General features: G+C 44.3%; 15 protein-coding genes. 1 reads left to right on the forward strand and 14 read right to left on the reverse strand.

Features of this window, described 5'->3' with window-relative positions:
* Positions 1–58 precede the first annotated feature (58 nt).
* Positions 59–910, reverse strand: coding sequence for a flagellin N-terminal helical domain-containing protein (locus tag AV939_RS10160; protein WP_057793363.1), 852 nt, complete (start codon positions 908–910; stop codon positions 59–61).
* Between the two features lie 227 nt (positions 911–1,137).
* Between AV939_RS10160 and AV939_RS10165 the strand changes: the two genes are divergently transcribed.
* Positions 1,138–2,124, forward strand: a complete 987-nt coding sequence (locus AV939_RS10165; protein WP_057793364.1) for a hypothetical protein — start codon at positions 1,138–1,140, stop codon at positions 2,122–2,124.
* On the opposite strand, the gene flgL is transcribed toward AV939_RS10165, so the two are convergent.
* From flgL to AV939_RS10230, 13 genes are all read right to left on the reverse strand, one after another.
* Complete coding sequence (gene flgL, locus AV939_RS10170) at positions 2,101–3,324, reverse strand: flagellar hook-associated protein FlgL (RefSeq protein ID WP_057793365.1); 1,224 nt, start codon at positions 3,322–3,324, stop codon at positions 2,101–2,103. The genes AV939_RS10165 and flgL overlap by 24 nt on opposite strands.
* Positions 3,325–3,330: 6 nt before the next feature.
* On the reverse strand, positions 3,331–5,460 hold the full coding sequence (gene flgK, locus AV939_RS10175; RefSeq protein ID WP_057793366.1) for a flagellar hook-associated protein FlgK: 2,130 nt from the start codon (positions 5,458–5,460) through the stop codon (positions 3,331–3,333).
* Positions 5,461–5,477: 17 nt separating this feature from the next.
* Positions 5,478–6,428 carry a flagellar assembly peptidoglycan hydrolase FlgJ gene (gene flgJ / locus AV939_RS10180; protein WP_057793368.1) on the reverse strand — a complete coding sequence of 317 codons (951 nt, stop codon included), beginning with the start codon at positions 6,426–6,428 and terminating at the stop codon, positions 5,478–5,480.
* Positions 6,428–7,540 carry a flagellar basal body P-ring protein FlgI gene (locus tag AV939_RS10185; RefSeq protein ID WP_057793370.1) on the reverse strand — a complete coding sequence of 371 codons (1,113 nt, stop codon included), beginning with the start codon at positions 7,538–7,540 and terminating at the stop codon, positions 6,428–6,430. The genes flgJ and AV939_RS10185 overlap by 1 nt, the downstream gene beginning before the upstream one ends.
* Before the next feature lie 20 nt (positions 7,541–7,560).
* Positions 7,561–8,241 (reverse strand): flagellar basal body L-ring protein FlgH, encoded by a 681-nt coding sequence (gene flgH / locus AV939_RS10190; RefSeq protein WP_057796302.1) that lies wholly within the window; start codon positions 8,239–8,241, stop codon positions 7,561–7,563.
* A gap of 11 nt (positions 8,242–8,252) precedes the next feature.
* Positions 8,253–9,041: a flagellar basal-body rod protein FlgG gene (gene flgG / locus AV939_RS10195; RefSeq protein ID WP_013785145.1), complete on the reverse strand. Its 789-nt coding sequence runs from the start codon at positions 9,039–9,041 to the stop codon at positions 8,253–8,255.
* 48 nt (positions 9,042–9,089) lie between these two features.
* Positions 9,090–9,833, reverse strand: coding sequence for a flagellar basal body rod protein FlgF (locus AV939_RS10200; RefSeq protein ID WP_057793372.1), 744 nt, complete (start codon positions 9,831–9,833; stop codon positions 9,090–9,092).
* A gap of 127 nt (positions 9,834–9,960) precedes the next feature.
* Positions 9,961–11,337, reverse strand: a complete 1,377-nt coding sequence (gene flgE / locus AV939_RS10205; RefSeq protein ID WP_013785147.1) for a flagellar hook protein FlgE — start codon at positions 11,335–11,337, stop codon at positions 9,961–9,963.
* A 14-nt stretch (positions 11,338–11,351) separates the two neighbouring features.
* Complete coding sequence (gene flgD, locus AV939_RS10210) at positions 11,352–12,041, reverse strand: flagellar hook assembly protein FlgD (protein ID WP_013785148.1); 690 nt, start codon at positions 12,039–12,041, stop codon at positions 11,352–11,354.
* Positions 12,042–12,072: 31 nt separating this feature from the next.
* The gene (gene flgC / locus AV939_RS10215; RefSeq protein ID WP_057793374.1) at positions 12,073–12,495 is read right to left on the reverse strand and encodes a flagellar basal body rod protein FlgC; all 423 of its coding nucleotides are present in this window, start codon (positions 12,493–12,495) and stop codon (positions 12,073–12,075) included.
* A 2-nt stretch (positions 12,496–12,497) separates the two neighbouring features.
* Positions 12,498–12,929, reverse strand: coding sequence for a flagellar basal body rod protein FlgB (flgB, locus tag AV939_RS10220; RefSeq protein WP_057793378.1), 432 nt, complete (start codon positions 12,927–12,929; stop codon positions 12,498–12,500).
* Positions 12,930–13,107: 178 nt separating this feature from the next.
* Positions 13,108–13,938 (reverse strand): CheR family methyltransferase, encoded by an 831-nt coding sequence (locus tag AV939_RS10225; RefSeq protein WP_061997619.1) that lies wholly within the window; start codon positions 13,936–13,938, stop codon positions 13,108–13,110.
* A gap of 14 nt (positions 13,939–13,952) precedes the next feature.
* A complete protein-coding gene (locus AV939_RS10230) occupies positions 13,953–14,882 on the reverse strand; it encodes a chemotaxis protein CheV (protein ID WP_057793382.1) in 930 nt (309 codons plus the stop codon).
* Positions 14,883–15,087 lie beyond the last annotated feature (205 nt).

A 15,087-nucleotide genomic window follows, 5' to 3' on the forward strand; every position in this document is an offset into this window, starting at 1 on the left:
TGAGGTTAAAGGTTCACTACCTCCTGGCCCCATTCTCTCACTGTTAACGACTAGCTTATTAACCTAGAAGCTGAAGTGCTGCCTGTGGACGCTGATTCGCCTGAGACAACACGGTAGTGCTCGCCTGCTGTAGAATCTGGTTACGGGTCAAGTTAGCTGTTTCAGTAGCAAAATCGGTATCTTTGATTTGTGAACGTGCTGCTGAAACGTTTTCAGAAATATTACTAAGGTTACGAATCGTTGACTGGAAACGGTTTTGAAGCGCACCTAAGTCGGCACGAAGACCACCTACCGCTGAAATAGCCGTATCTACGCTAGCTAGCATACTTGATGCATTTTCACTGGTAAGTACGTTATTTGTGCCGCCAGTAATCCCTAAACCTGTCGCACTGAAACCCTGAACACCAGCGTTTGCCAACGGGGTAGTAGAAAGGTTTACAGAAATCGTTTGGCCAGCATTTGCACCTACCAAGAACTTGGCAGAGAAGTCACCTGACAATATATTTACACCAGCAAACTGAGTTGTGGTTGAAATACGCGATATTTCAGTTCTTAGTGCAGATACTTCTTTTTGAAGTGCTACACGGTCAGCAGAGCTGTTGATACCGTTTTGTGATTGAATTGCTAGTGTACGAATACGTTGAAGAGAAGTAGTCGTTTCAGACAACGCACCTTCAGCCGTTTGCGATAGTGAGATCGCATCGTTAGCGTTACGTACCGCTTGGTTAAGACCTTGAACTTGTGAAGTCATTCGGTCGGTGATTTGTAGACCTGCGGCGTCATCTGCAGCACTGTTTATACGGAAACCCGAAGACAGACGCTCAAAAGACGTACCCAAAGAATTGCTTACATCAAATAATTGACGCTGAGCATTCAATGAGGAAACATTGGTATTGACGAACATAGACATAAAGTCTCTCCTACACTCTCAGTCCAGCGTGAGCTGGCTGCCGGGGATCCGGCTATTACAATTTTAATAGTCACCAATACCTGAGGGGTAATGATGAACTGGCTCTCTCAGTGTTTGTATCGACATAACCGCAGTTCCCTTTAGAATTATTTACAAAAATTGCCGTAGTGCGGTATAAAATTGCCGTTTACGATTACATAACAGTCGGTTTTTAAAAGAGTATTAGCGTGAATATAAATTTGAAGATTAACGCGGTTGAGCGAATTTCATCTGAAGGTGAACACTGCGCATTCACTGATTTAATCGAAAATCCCTTCGACAATAGTCGTAAGTCACTACTGACCTGCTATAGACGGGGCGTAAACCATATAAGCCCAGATGGTGTTGTGATTGTCTGTAAAGTGAATGTTAATTCAGGAGCAAAAACTTACCAACGACTGACACTACCCTCTTGGGATTTACGCGATCCAAAATTTTGTTTTGATGGACGAAAGTTAATCATCAGTGCCTACGCTAAGCACAAAGACGTAAATACCGGTGTGATAACCACTAAAATGGTGAGTTACTTTTCTACCACCGGTGAGTCTTGGTCAACACCCCACTTTTTTGGACATTCAGGTTGGTGGCTTTGGCGCATAACTTGGAACAAGGGAAAGGCTTATGGGTTTGCCTATAATCGTAAAAATCAAAGGATCGATTTGTTTGAAGGCAATCCGCTCAAACAACTTTACCTTCAAAAGAAGGGCGCTATGTCTTTTGAAAAGCACAAATTTGGCTATCCGAATGAAAGCCATATAGTGTTTGATGATGCTGATAAAGCGACGGCGATTGTACGCCGAGATGCCGATAGTTTCAGCGCCAAATTGGGTTTTTCCTTGCCCCCCTATACCAATTGGACATGGCACGATTTGGAACAATACGTGGGAGGACCCGTAATGTTATCACTTTCCGAAAATACGTATGTGGTAGCAGGTAGAAATTGGGATGGTAAAAATCTGACTACGGCAATTTGGTTACTTTCATCAACTGATTATTCGCTGAAACTTCTGATTACCTTGCCTAGTAAAGGAGACAATAGTTACCCAGGCTTAGTGTGGCAACACGATACTTTGTATGTCTCTTATTATTCAGATCATATCGATAATAAAACCCGTGTATACCTCGCCACATTATCGGGAATGAATGCTTTACTAGATGAAGTTGAACAAGGATAAATTAGATACTTGCGGGAAAGTCGCTAACGCTGCATTGAGTGCGGTTTCTTGTTTGGCAAATTCCGTAGAAGCCTCTGCATAATCAACATCTTGGATTGACGAACGGGATGCCTTTGCCGCAATTTCCATATCAAGGTTACTTTCGTAAGTAGATTCAGCGATGTTTAAGCGACTACCTATAGAGGCGCGTTCAAGAGATATTTTTTCTAACCCATTATCTAACCCGACCAATGAATCGGCAATAGCCTCTTGCAGCGCACTATCATCAATGGTGCTGTCCATAAGTATGGTTTGAATTTCATGAAGTGATTGGGCCATACTCTTTTTCTCCGGCGCATCCAAAGAAAAATTAATGGTATCGCCAACGGCAGCACTCGCTTCAAACTGCATGCCTTTGATAGTAAATGGACTCCCCGAAGTATAGCCAACCGTTCCCACAACAGCACCTGTGCCAGTATTGGTTAACTGTGCTTCTCCCGATGCCAAAAACTCTACTTGATAGTCATTATTAGCACTGGTCACTGGGTCATAATTCTTGTTGAAAAAGGTATCAAATGTACCTTGTTCTTTCACTATTGTGTTTTGTAAATCCGCAGCTGTAGTGCCAGTGACTGAGAAATCAAAACGGGATAATACGTTCTCAAAAACTTCATAACCGTTGCTGGTAGATTGTATTTTTGAGCTAGACGATAGCTGAATAAAACTTACGCCTGCATCACCCGAAAACGTGATTGCATTTCCTGATGATGCGGGATTATAGGTAAATGCTTGGTTTGCAGATTGATAGCCTGCATACATATAATTTCCATCGGCGTCTTGGGTATTCATTAAGTCGAAGATCTCCAACTTAATTTGTTCTAACTCAGCGCCAATGGCGCGTTTATCAGGATCGTCCAGAATACCCGAGCCTGCTTGAACAACAAGCGTTCTAGCACGGTTAATTGAATTGGTAATATTTGTTAGCACTGCTTCTTGCTGTTCTAGAGAGCCAGTTACCAAATCATTATTTCGTTGAAATTGCGTCAGCCCATCAAGCTCTTCGGTCAAGCGCAACACTTTTGCAGCACCCACAGGGTCGTCTGCCGGTGTTAAGATTCGCTTACCTGTTGCCAACTGCTCTTGTGTTTTAGCCAAACCTTCTTGGTTTTCCATAATGGAGCGAATGCTTTGGTCGTAAATTTGACTCGTTGATATACGCATAATCTGTTACCTCGCTGCACTTAGAATAGTATCGAACAACTCTTGCGCTGTGCTTAAAATTCGTGCTGCGGCAGAATAAGACTGCTGAAACTTAACTAGGTTTGCCGCCTCTTCATCTAGGCTTACTCCAGACACTGACTCAAACCAATTTTCTGATTGAGTTTTCATTGCTTCTGCTGAAGTCAAAGAAATGTCAGCCATGGCTGCGTCTTCACCAATCCGCCCTACCATAGATGCATAAGCATCTTGAAAAGTACGTTGCTGGTTGGTTGATTCACTGCTCACTTGCACTAGATTCTCGTTCTGCAAAGATGCGATTTCAAGTGCATTACTGTTGTCGTTGAAACCATCAGTATTGTAACTAATCGTAAAACTATCACCTGCTTTAGGCACACCATCTAAACTGATGTCGTAACCTGGGTAGTCATCTAGTGATGAAAATGCTGCGGGCCAAGCAGGGCCGCTGCCACTGCTTTCTGCCTGTGCTAGTAAGTTGCTTAAATTCGTTGCGCCGGTCACATTGGTAATGACATTAGGCGGCGTTTCTCCATCTAGCACTTGATAGCTATCTTCTGCGGTAAAGACTATTTGAGCTGGCGCGCCAAACGTGCCGCTGGGTGAGCTGGCTAAATCGTGTATGCCACCAGCGCCGTCAAATGCAGATTGTTCGGTACCACCGCCGACTTCAGTGTTGGTAATTGTTACCCCACTTACATTGGCGCTACCTAAATTCGTTGCATCCGCTTGGGCTCTTACGGGCGCCGCGAAAGCGAGGTCTTCAGGTCTGTTTGTGGCTAACTCAATGGTTGATGCAATAGTTTTAGTAGGCTGCATCAAAAATTCATCCCCAACCGCATAGGTTGAAGCACCACCAAACTCTACTTCAATACCACCAGGTAATTCGTTAAAGCCACTAGTAACAGTGTAGTTTGAATAGATAATATCATTCCCAGAACCGTCTTTTTGAGGTGTTCCGTCAGGATTTAAAAAAGTAATTTCTATTTCGCTAGGAACCCCTCCCGCTACAGCGGTTACCTCAATTTGATAATCCGCATCAGTGAGTTCAGCGCCTTTTCCCGCAATAAGCTGCCCGACAACCTGATAGTCTCCGCTGGTATCTTGAGTTTCTAATCCCCTAAACGTAGGAATGTCGAAAATATTGCTACCCAGCTGACCGTCTAAATCCATCCCGAGCTTGTTTTGGGTATTAACAGCATCGGCAAAAGTAACGGCAAGCTGGCCCACATCGCGCATAGCAGTGCCAAGCACTTCATTTCTGTAACGAAATAATCCGCCTAGGCTGCCACCTAAGTCACTTTCGACAACACGAACCGTAGTATCGTTTTTCGTTTGAGAACCAAAATCAGTTTCTAACTTTAATTCTTTGCTGGTTGAATCCGCACTGGTACTTATTTCAAATAAATTAAACGCGCCATTATCTAGTATGAGTGATTCGCCAGTGGTCAAATTTACGGTAATCGCTCCGTTTTGACTCTGACTCTCTTTCACATTGATAGCCATAATAGAGGCGAGTTCTTCAACAGCGGCATCTCGTTTATTCATTAATGCGCTGGGTTCGTCGCTGGTGTTATTCCCTTTGGCAATGACAATATTTTTGTTTAGTTCGCCAATAGAGCTAATCAAGCTATTGGTTCTGTTAACCAACGACGTGACTTCAAGATTAAACTCTTCTTCCTTCTCAACCATGTAATCTGACAGGGTTTTCATACGCTGATATAGCGATTCTGACTTCCCTAATACCTGTTCACGAGAGGCCAAATTTGTAGGGTCGTCGGAGGCAGTTTGGACTGCTGCAAAATAATCACTAATGCCTTTAGAAAGGGAGTTCGCTTCACTGGCCAGAAGGTTATCAATTGCTGACGTTTTTGAAGAAAAAGCCTCTAGTTCGCCCACCGAAGTTATATCGCGGCGAAGCTGGTTTTGCGCAAATACGTTAATAATTCGCTCTGTATTACCGATTTCAACACCGAATACATCACTGTTAACAAGCTCGGTTCGTTCGCGTACGTACCCTGGCGTATTTACATTGGCAATATTATTACTGGTCGTTTGTAAAAGCTTACTACTGGCGTTTACACCACTGGTGGCTAGGGAAAATAAATCAACTGCGCTCATATATTAAACCCCTCTTCTTACGGCATTAAGCCGTTAAGCCTATCACTGTTGTAAACGGCCATGATTTTACTGGCGTAATTAGGATCCGTAGCATATCCAGCGCTTTGTAGCTCACGGGTATAGCTGTGTGCATCTGAGGCTTGTTCTACAGCTTGCTGATAACGAGGCTGAGTGACGATAAAGCGCCCATAGTCATCAACGGCTTCTTCTAATGAAGCATAAGAACGAAATGCTGCTTTTTGCTTTTGTGGAATGCCGCTATTGAATTCAAGTGTATCGACAACCGCTTGGTCGCCTTCCCACTGCGCATTCGCTTTAATCCCAAAAAGATTATGCGAACTTTCACCATCGGCGTTGTGAATAACAAACTTACCCCAGCCCGTTTCAACCGCAGCCTGTGCAATAATGGCTTTAGCATCCATACCGTACTTTTCAGCCACTTGCTCAGCATAGGGGCGTATAGTTTCAACAAAGTCTTCAGGGCTATCAAACATGCTGTCTTTGGTGGCCGATTGCACACCTTTAGATTCAGAAGCCAGCACAGTTTCCTGGGCTTGCTCTGTGGCAATAACACGGTCACGGTTCAGCGAGCTCAAATTACCATCACTGCGAATTACGCTGGCAGGTAAATAACTGTCTTCAGATTGCCCCATTTGTTTCACGATAATATCAGCTAACCCCAAACCGCCGCCTGACGTTAAATCAGTTGCAAGTTGTTGGTCGTGCATATCGCGATAGAACTTAACTTGTTGAGAATTAAATGGGCTATTTTCATCGGCAAGCGCGTCTTGCGCTTTACGCATTGACTTCAGCATCATTTGCACAAATATGGCTTCAAATTGCTCTGCCGCTTCTTGCAATACACTTTCATCACCCGAAGCAATGGCCTCGCGCATTTTATTGATACTGCCAAGATCGTGAACATTGCGTGCCATATCGAGCTGATTTTTTGAGCTGAATGCTTCCATTAGATGATCACCAATTCACCGTGTAGTGCACCGGCTTGTCTTAATGCCTCTAAGATAGCCATTAAGTCGCCTGGTGCTGCACCGACTTCGTTGACAGCTCGCACTAGCTGATCGAGAGTCACCCCAGGTTCAAAAGAAAACATGCGACTATCTGATAAATCCACATCTACAATCGACTGTGTCGTTACCACCGTTTCACCATCTGCAAACGCATTAGGTTGGGTAACTTGTTGGTTTTCTGAAATTGTCACCGTTAATCCACCATGGGTAATAGCGGCTGGCAGTAAACGCACGTCTCGACCAATCACAATCGTACCGGTACGACTATTGATGACAACCCGCGCAGGCGCATCAGCCGGCGTGAATTCAAAATTTTCTAGTGTGGCCAAAAAGCCCACTCGCTGACCAACATCTCGTGGCGCTGATACACGTACTGACGCGGCATCAATGGGCGTTGCTATGGAATACCCTTTTTCTGGCTGTGCGCCTAATCGCTCATTAATCACATCAGCTAATGCCTTTGCTGTTGAAAAATCAGGGTAATGCAAGTTCAGTGTTAGTGAATCGCCATTGGCAAAACCGCTTGGTACGGTTTGCTCAACCATGGCACCATTTGGAATACGACCAACAGTAGGCGTATTCACCACAATTCGCGAACCATCGCCACCTTGAGCACCAAAGCCACTCACTACCAAGCTACCTTGCGCTACTGCATACACTTTGCCATCTACCCCGCGAAGAAACGTTTGTAGAAGCGTGCCGCCTTGCAAACTACTCGCTTCACCTACTGACGACACGGTAATATCAATGGTTTGCCCTGGCTTAGTAAAAGCCGGCAATTCTGCGTGAACAGCCACGGCTGCCACGTTCTTAATTTTCGGTTTGGTGTTGGAGTCTAAGCTAATACCGAAGTTACTTAACATGGTACGGAAGCTTTGCTCGGTGAAAGGACTTTGCTCGCCGGTGCCAGGTAAACCTACCACTAGACCATAACCTACTAATTGGTTACTTCTCACCCCTTGGATACTTGCCAAGTCTTTGATGCGTTGTGCATTAGCATTGTTAGACAACACCAATGTTAATGCGATAAGTACCACTGAAAACAAACGCATAATGATTCTCCTAGCCCCGCTTAAAGCGGCCACCATGATGATGTGAAAAACTTCGTTAGCCAGCCTTTCTCTTGCGCACTGGCAAATGAGCCCGTTCCGCTGTATTGAATTCTGGCGTTGGCGATTTTGGTCGATAGCACTTCATTTTCGGGGCTAATGTCAGATAAGCGAATAATGCCCGTTAAACGAATATATTCGTCGCCATGATTTAAGGTAAGCCACTTTTCGCCGCGAATAACCAAATTGTCATTGGGCAGCACTTCCACTACGGTGACCGAGATATTTCCCGATAAACTATTACTTTGATTTGTTGCGGCATCACCTGCGAAGTCGTTTGAAGAACTAACGCCAAGCTGAACAGATTGGCCGCCAATATTTAACGCTTGCCCGCCTAATCCAGTGATTGTATCTAAATCAACCGTGGTGTCTTTTGATGTAGATGTACCCGCTGATTTACTCGCGTTGGTATTTTCACTTAACGTTATGGTAATAATGTCGCCAACCCGTCTAGCCGTCATATCTGAATATAAGCTATTAGCCATATAAGAGCGGAACAGCGAACCATCTTCTACAATCTTCTCGCGAGGATAATCAGGAACCACTGGAGCAAACGACGGGTCGTTTGCTTGAACCGGTGGCTGGTTAGTGCTTGCACAACCTGCCAAAATTGCCACTGAAAGAAAGAGTCCGATAATTCGCATAACATTACTCACTAAAGTTGCTGAATGACTTGTCCAAGCATCTGATCCACCGATGAAATCACTTTCGAGTTCATCTCGTACAAACGTTGACTTTCAATCAAATTAACCAGCTCTTCGGTCACATTCACGTTAGAGGTTTCCAACGTACCCTGTGCAATAGTGCCTATACCTTGAAGGCCTGGTACACCCTGAATAGGCGCCCCGCTTGATGCGGTTTCAACGTAAAGGTTCTGCCCAATAGGCTGGAGGCCAGTTGGGTTAATAAAGTCTGAAAGGTTCATTTGCCCAAGCACTTGCGGCTCTGCTTGACCACGAATCGACACGCTAATTTCACCGTCTTGTGAAATGGTAATTTGCTGCGCATCCTCTGGAATAGCCACTTCAGGTTGTAATAAAAAGCCAGCGCCAGAAGTCACTATTTGACCTTGGTCGTTCATTGAAAACTGACCATTTCTTGAATAGGCAATGGTGCCGTCAGGCTGTAATATTTCAAAGTAACCGCGCCCTTGAATAGACATATCCAATGCGTTATCTGTGGTTAATAAGTTACCTTGGGTATGCGCTTTTTGTGTTGATACCACCTTTGAACCAGAACCTAACATAAGGCCAGACGGTAATTCGGTATCAGCTGATGAACGGCCACCAGGTTGGTTTATATTTTGATAAAGCAAGTCTTCAAAAATTGCTCTGTCTTTTTTAAAGCCTACCGTTGATGCGTTAGCCAGGTTGTTCGATACCACGGCGACATCTGTTTGTGCGGCATCAAGACCTGTTTTACTTATCCACAATGCTGGGTGCATGGCGACCTCCTAACCTTTTAAGTTCGTATAACGAAATTGTTAACTAATCTATAGAATACGTAGTAACTGGTTGCCGCGAGAATCTAGCTCGTCAGCTTGCTTCATCATCTTCACTTGAAGCTCATAGTGGCGCTGCAGGCTTATCATGTTGACCATTTCATCAACGGCATTCACGTTCGAGCCTTCCAACATGCCAGACATCACTTTTACACCAGCGCTTGCTGGAGCTACCGTGCCGTCTTCCATTCGAAATAAACCATCAGTGCCTCGTTCCATATCAGCATAGTTCGGCTTAACCAATTTCAGCCTGCCAACATCTTCAATGACATTTTCGGGCGCACCTAGCTGTCTCATTGACAAGGTGCCGTCCATACCGATATCTAGATTATCCAGTGGTACAGGAAGGAAAATTGGACCGTTATCACCTAAAACTGGGCGATTGTGCACATCTGTCAAAATACCGTCGTCACCTAACTTGAAGTTACCGTCACGAGAATAGGCTTCTTGGCCATTGTCATCCTGAACGGCAAACCAACCATCGCCTTGTATAGCAACATCTAAATCACGACCTGTTTGAATCATGGGGCCCGATTCATAGTTGTTTGACGGACTTTCGGTCATTGAAAAAACGCGAGACGGCAAACCTTCGCCGTAGGCAGGCATTGACCTTGCCTGTTCTAACTGAGCTCTAAACCCAGTTGTTTGCGCGTTAGCCAAGTTATTGGCACGAAGCCCAGTACCTAGAAGGTCTTGAGATGCACCACTGGCAGCAATGTAGAGAAGTTTGTCCATGACTGACTTTTGACTCTGGTTAAACCATATACAGGTTTTGCAATCCCAGTGCCAACATGCACAAATAAGAAGTGGATACAAAAAAACCGCAACAAAGTTGCGGCTTTTTTTAGTTAAACATCACTGTTTATCGGATGTTCAGGATAGTCTGGTTAAGTGAATTATTCACTTCAAGTGCTCGAGAGTTAGCCTGGAAGTTCCGCTGTGCAATAATCATATCGATAAGCTCAGTGGTTAGGTTTACGTTAGCTTGCTCTAGCGCTGATGAGTTAATTTCACCAAATGTACCGGTAGTTGCTTCACCCGCTAATGCTTCACCAGAGAGAATACTTTCTTTCCACTCAGTGCTGCTTTGCTGGGTTAAGCCCTGCTCATTGGCAAATCTCACTAGGGCCACACGCACGATGGGCTCTGACGTACCGTTTGAGAACGTCGCTCGAACCAAACCATCTGGACCGATATCAATACCTGTTAATCGACCAACTGGCAAACCATCTTGCTCTAATGACGTAACTTCGAATGCTGATGCGTATTGCGTAGGCTCAACAGTAGTCGCATTTGAAGGGTCTAAGTTGAAATCGATACCAATTTGCTGTGTCGCATCCGCGCCGTTTGATAAAGCAGAACCAAGCGCTTCAGTCGTTAATTTATAGTCGGTAGTTTGAATGCCATCTGGTGATTCAATACCAATAAAGTCACCACCTTGAGAAAACACAAGTTTAGCTGCTGTAACACCGTTACCTGTGTTAGTACCCAACGAGTTTACCGCTGTAGTAGGGTCGGAATCAGTACCGGTAGAATTCACTAAATCAGTAAGTTGATCGTCTACCGCTGTCGCCACATACCATTCATTGTCTGCCGCCACATCTTTAACGAAGTAATACGTCATCACGTGGCTGTCGCCTAGTGAATCATAAACCGTTACCGAGGTTGCCGCGTTGTAGGTAAGTGGATCTTGTGGGTCAAATGCAGCTGGATCTAACCCTTGATCACCTGCAGGTAAGTTCATACGAATATCAACTTCTGAGGTTTGCGCTGGAGAACCTGATGAATCTGGGATTTGAACTGGCTCTGTAGTACTTAATGCAACCGATGAACTGGTAGAGTCTGAGTTAACGGGGAAACCTAAAAGTAAGTCGCCGTTACTGTTAACCACATAGTTGTCATCATCTAACTTGAATTGACCGGCACGAGTAAACGAGAAGTCTCGTGAGGTTTCATCAGGAACAGTAGCAAAGAAACCATTACCAGTAATCGCTAAATCAAGTGCAGTATTGGTAAACTGTAAGCTACCTTGTGAAAACTGCTGGGCTACGTCTTGTGTCAAAACACCGTCGCCCACCTTGGTTTTACTTCCAGCCAATAATGATGTGGCGTACACGTCGCCGAATTCAGCTCGAGACTCTTTAAAGCCAACAGTATTCACGTTTGCGATGTTATTCGCGGTTACATCTAAATCTTTTTGTGCGGCAGCTACGCCACTTAGTGCAATATTAAAAGACATGCTTCTTTCTCCTGCTAACTGCCGATTTGAATAACGTCGTCAAGACTAATGCTGACTTCGCCATCTAAATTTAAAATTACGCCCTGACCGCTGCCGGCCAAGCTAACACTTCCTACATGACGATTAATGGCAGTATTCAATTGAACGCCTTCACCGTTTAATTCGCCTGTAGCACTAATTACGTAGTCGCCCGCTGGCATATCGTTGCCTTGGGTATCCTTGCCATCCCATTCAAATTGAATGTTGCCAGCGGCTTGTGTGCCAGCATCAATGGTCTTAATCACTTCACCGTATTGATTTTCAACGGTGATCGTCATGTTTTGTACACTCTGCTCATTAACCACAACACCCGAGACCCCAGCAGCGTCGCTAGACATGTGCCCTACGTTGCCCTGCACTAACACGTTCTGGCCTATTAAGCTGGATGCTTGCAATGCCTGATTAGATGTCATCGAGGCGGCGAATGACTCGAACTTATCATTCAACTGAGAAATACCGTCAGCCATAGTGAATGATGTCATTTGCGCTACCATCTGATCATTATCTACAGGTTTAGTAGGATCCTGATTCGCTAATTGCTCAGTTAACATGGCAAAAAAGTCTTCTTGCGAAAGCTGTTGCTCTGTTCCATCGACAACCGGAACCGTCTCTTCTTGCCAGTAGAGTTCGTTGTTCAGGCCAGTAGTGTTGTTAATTGTGGTCACAGTATTTTCCTCACATTACCTATGCGGCAACTTATTGCCCTTGTCCTAGCTGCAGTACCCGACGGAATATCCGTTTGGTGGTATCAGCAACCTGAACGTTGGTTTCATAGGCTTTTGACGCCGACATCATATTTGCCATTTCTTCAACGATGTTTACGTTCGGCTTATAGATATAACCCTCTTCGTCAGCCATTGGGTTATGCGGGGCATACTCAACTTGCAATGGCGCATCGCTTTCTACAATTCCCTTAACTTCAACACCCACACCCTTACTTTGATCGCCCATGGCTCGCTGTAACTCAGCGGCAAACACAGGGTGTCTTGCACGATACGTTTCGTTATAACTACTGCTTACCGAGTTCGCGTTAGCAATGTTACTAGCAGTGGTGTTTAAACGAACATTTTCAGCTTCCATACCGGTACTGGAAATTGACATCACATTAAATAAGCTCATGATTACTGGCCTCCAGAACTAAGGGCTTTTTTCATACCTTTGACTTTACCGTTAATAAACTCAAGTGTGGCTTGATAGCGTAAACCGTTATCTAAAAAGCGGTTACGTTCTGCTTGCACTTCCACCGTATTGCCGTCTCCGGTATCCGGTTGAGTGGGTATGCGGTATTGCATTTCAAAATTTGATGCTACCGACGACATATCGCCACCTATGTGTTTATCATGTGTTCTTGCTAAGCTGCCACCACCCAATTTGTGCTGCCCTTCTTGGGCGCTCATGGCTGACTCCATCGCTTTGTTAAAGTCGATGTCTTTAGCTTTATAACCAGGGGTATTGGCGTTCGCTAGGTTTCCAGAAATGACTTCCATTCTGTCGGTGCGTATTGCTAACGCCGACTGATGAAACCCGACTAACTTGTCGAGATTAATGGCCATATTGAAAACTCCTAGTTGCGAAATTCCGAAAAAACGTCGTGAATAAAGAATGACGAATTAACTATTATAGAGTTTTACTAGCAAGGCAGATGCCAACCTGAAGATTGGCACTGTATAAAAAAGAGAAAAGAAACGGGGGAAATCTGAACTATTACATGAAATTCAGTACGTTATATGTTTATTTCTTTTGGTAGTACAAGCCAGGATTACATTTAATCATGGCATATGTATCGCTTGCCGCACTGATAGATTCAGACGCGCCAAGGAAAAGGACACCGGCAGGTTGCAGCTGTCCGGCAATTTGTTGCAGTATCTTTTGTTTTACATCTGCCGAAAAATAAATCAGCACATTGCGGCAAAAAACGATGTCAAAGCGGCCAAGTGCTGCATAGGAGGTTAATAAATTCAAACTTCTGAATGAAACCATTTTGCGCACTTCTGGCTTAACCTGCATTTGACCGCTTTCATGAGGCTGGAAAAACATAGCCCTACGTTGTGGCGATAAACCTCTCGCAAGCGAAAGTTCATCATATAGCCCTTGGCTACACTTATTTAGCATTTCAGAAGAAAGGTCAGTAGCTATAATTTCAACTCCTTGCCTAAGCAATCCTGGTCGCTGTTTTTGAAACTCTAGTATGGACATAGCAATAGAGTAAGGCTCTTGTCCAGACGAACAAGCTGCACTCCAAATTCTAAGCTTTTGATTTTTAGTTGCTAGTTGAGGAAGTAAATCGCGTTGTAGCAACTCAAATGGATAGGTATCTCTAAACCACAACGTTTCATTTGTGGTCATCGCATCGATGACGCTTTGCAAAAGGTTACGATCGTAACCCTTTACAACCACATCAATAAGCGCATCAGTATTGTCATAGTCATGCTTATATAACAAAGACGCAAGCCTGCTTCTTACAAGATATTGCTTGTTTTCCCCGAGTACTATTCCGCATTGTTTCTCGAGGAAGTGCCGAAACTTTTCATAGCTTGCCGGCGACACATTTTTATTATCCAACCCCTACCGCTCCGTTACTCACAATCCGTCATTAACCACTTCTGAACTGCTGTTGCTAGTTCATCGGGGTGAAATTTCGCAATAAAGTCATCCGCTCCCACTTTCTGAACCATGGCTTGATTGAATACACCACTTAAAGATGTGTGAAGTACAACATGAAGCTTTTGAAGTTCAGGTGTATTTTTAATTTCCGCCGTAAGGGTATAACCGTCCATCTCTGGCATTTCTATGTCAGACACTAGCACCCCAATTCGCTTGGTGATATCGCCATATTCTTCAGCGATTTCCTTCAAGCGGTTTAACGCTTCTAAACCATTCTTTGCCAGCTCAATTTCTAACCCAAGTGAGGTTAGCGCTTTTTTAACTTGATTTCTTGCCACAGCCGAATCGTCAGCAATGAAGATAATTTTGTCTTCTTTACCTTCCGTAGAAAGCCCTTCAGCAACATCAGCGCTTACTTCTGCATTAAGCGGTGAAATTTCATTGAGGATTTTTTCTACGTCGAGAATTTCAATTAATTCGTTTTCTACTTCAGTAACAGCAGTTAAGTAACTCGCTCGACCTGTCCCTTGAGGAGGCGGCATGATGGCATCCCAGTTAGTATTAATGATGCGCTCAACAGCGCCCACTAAAAACCCTTGTACAGAACGGTTGTATTCAGCAATAACGATAAACGCGTTTGATAAATCTTCAATACGCTTGCCACCCGTCGCCATGCTTAAATCGATGACAGAAATAGTTTGCCCACGAATATGTGCTACTCCGCGAACTAACGAGTTCAACTTTGGCATTGAAGTCAGTGGTGGGCACTGGAGCACTTCACGTACTTTAAACACGTTGATACCAAAGCGTTGACGGCCATTAAGCCTGAACAACAATAACTCAAGACGGTTTTGACCAACTAATTGGGTTCGTTGGTTAACCGAGTCTAAAATTCCCGACATATCTCACCTCTTTTTAATACTGGGCATGATCATTGCCTTCACTAAAGAGAATAGACAATATCACTAAATGTATGCAGGTCAAACGACAGAAAAATGACGGTTTCGCTGCATGTACAACTTAATCACGGACGTACGCAAGTTATTGTCTGAACCTAATTTGTCTTATAAGCATAGACAATAACTCAGTAAGTGAACACGAAAAGTG

It is taken from the genome of Alteromonas sp. Mac1 (assembly GCF_001562125.1).
Taxonomy (GTDB): domain Bacteria; phylum Pseudomonadota; class Gammaproteobacteria; order Enterobacterales; family Alteromonadaceae; genus Alteromonas; species Alteromonas stellipolaris.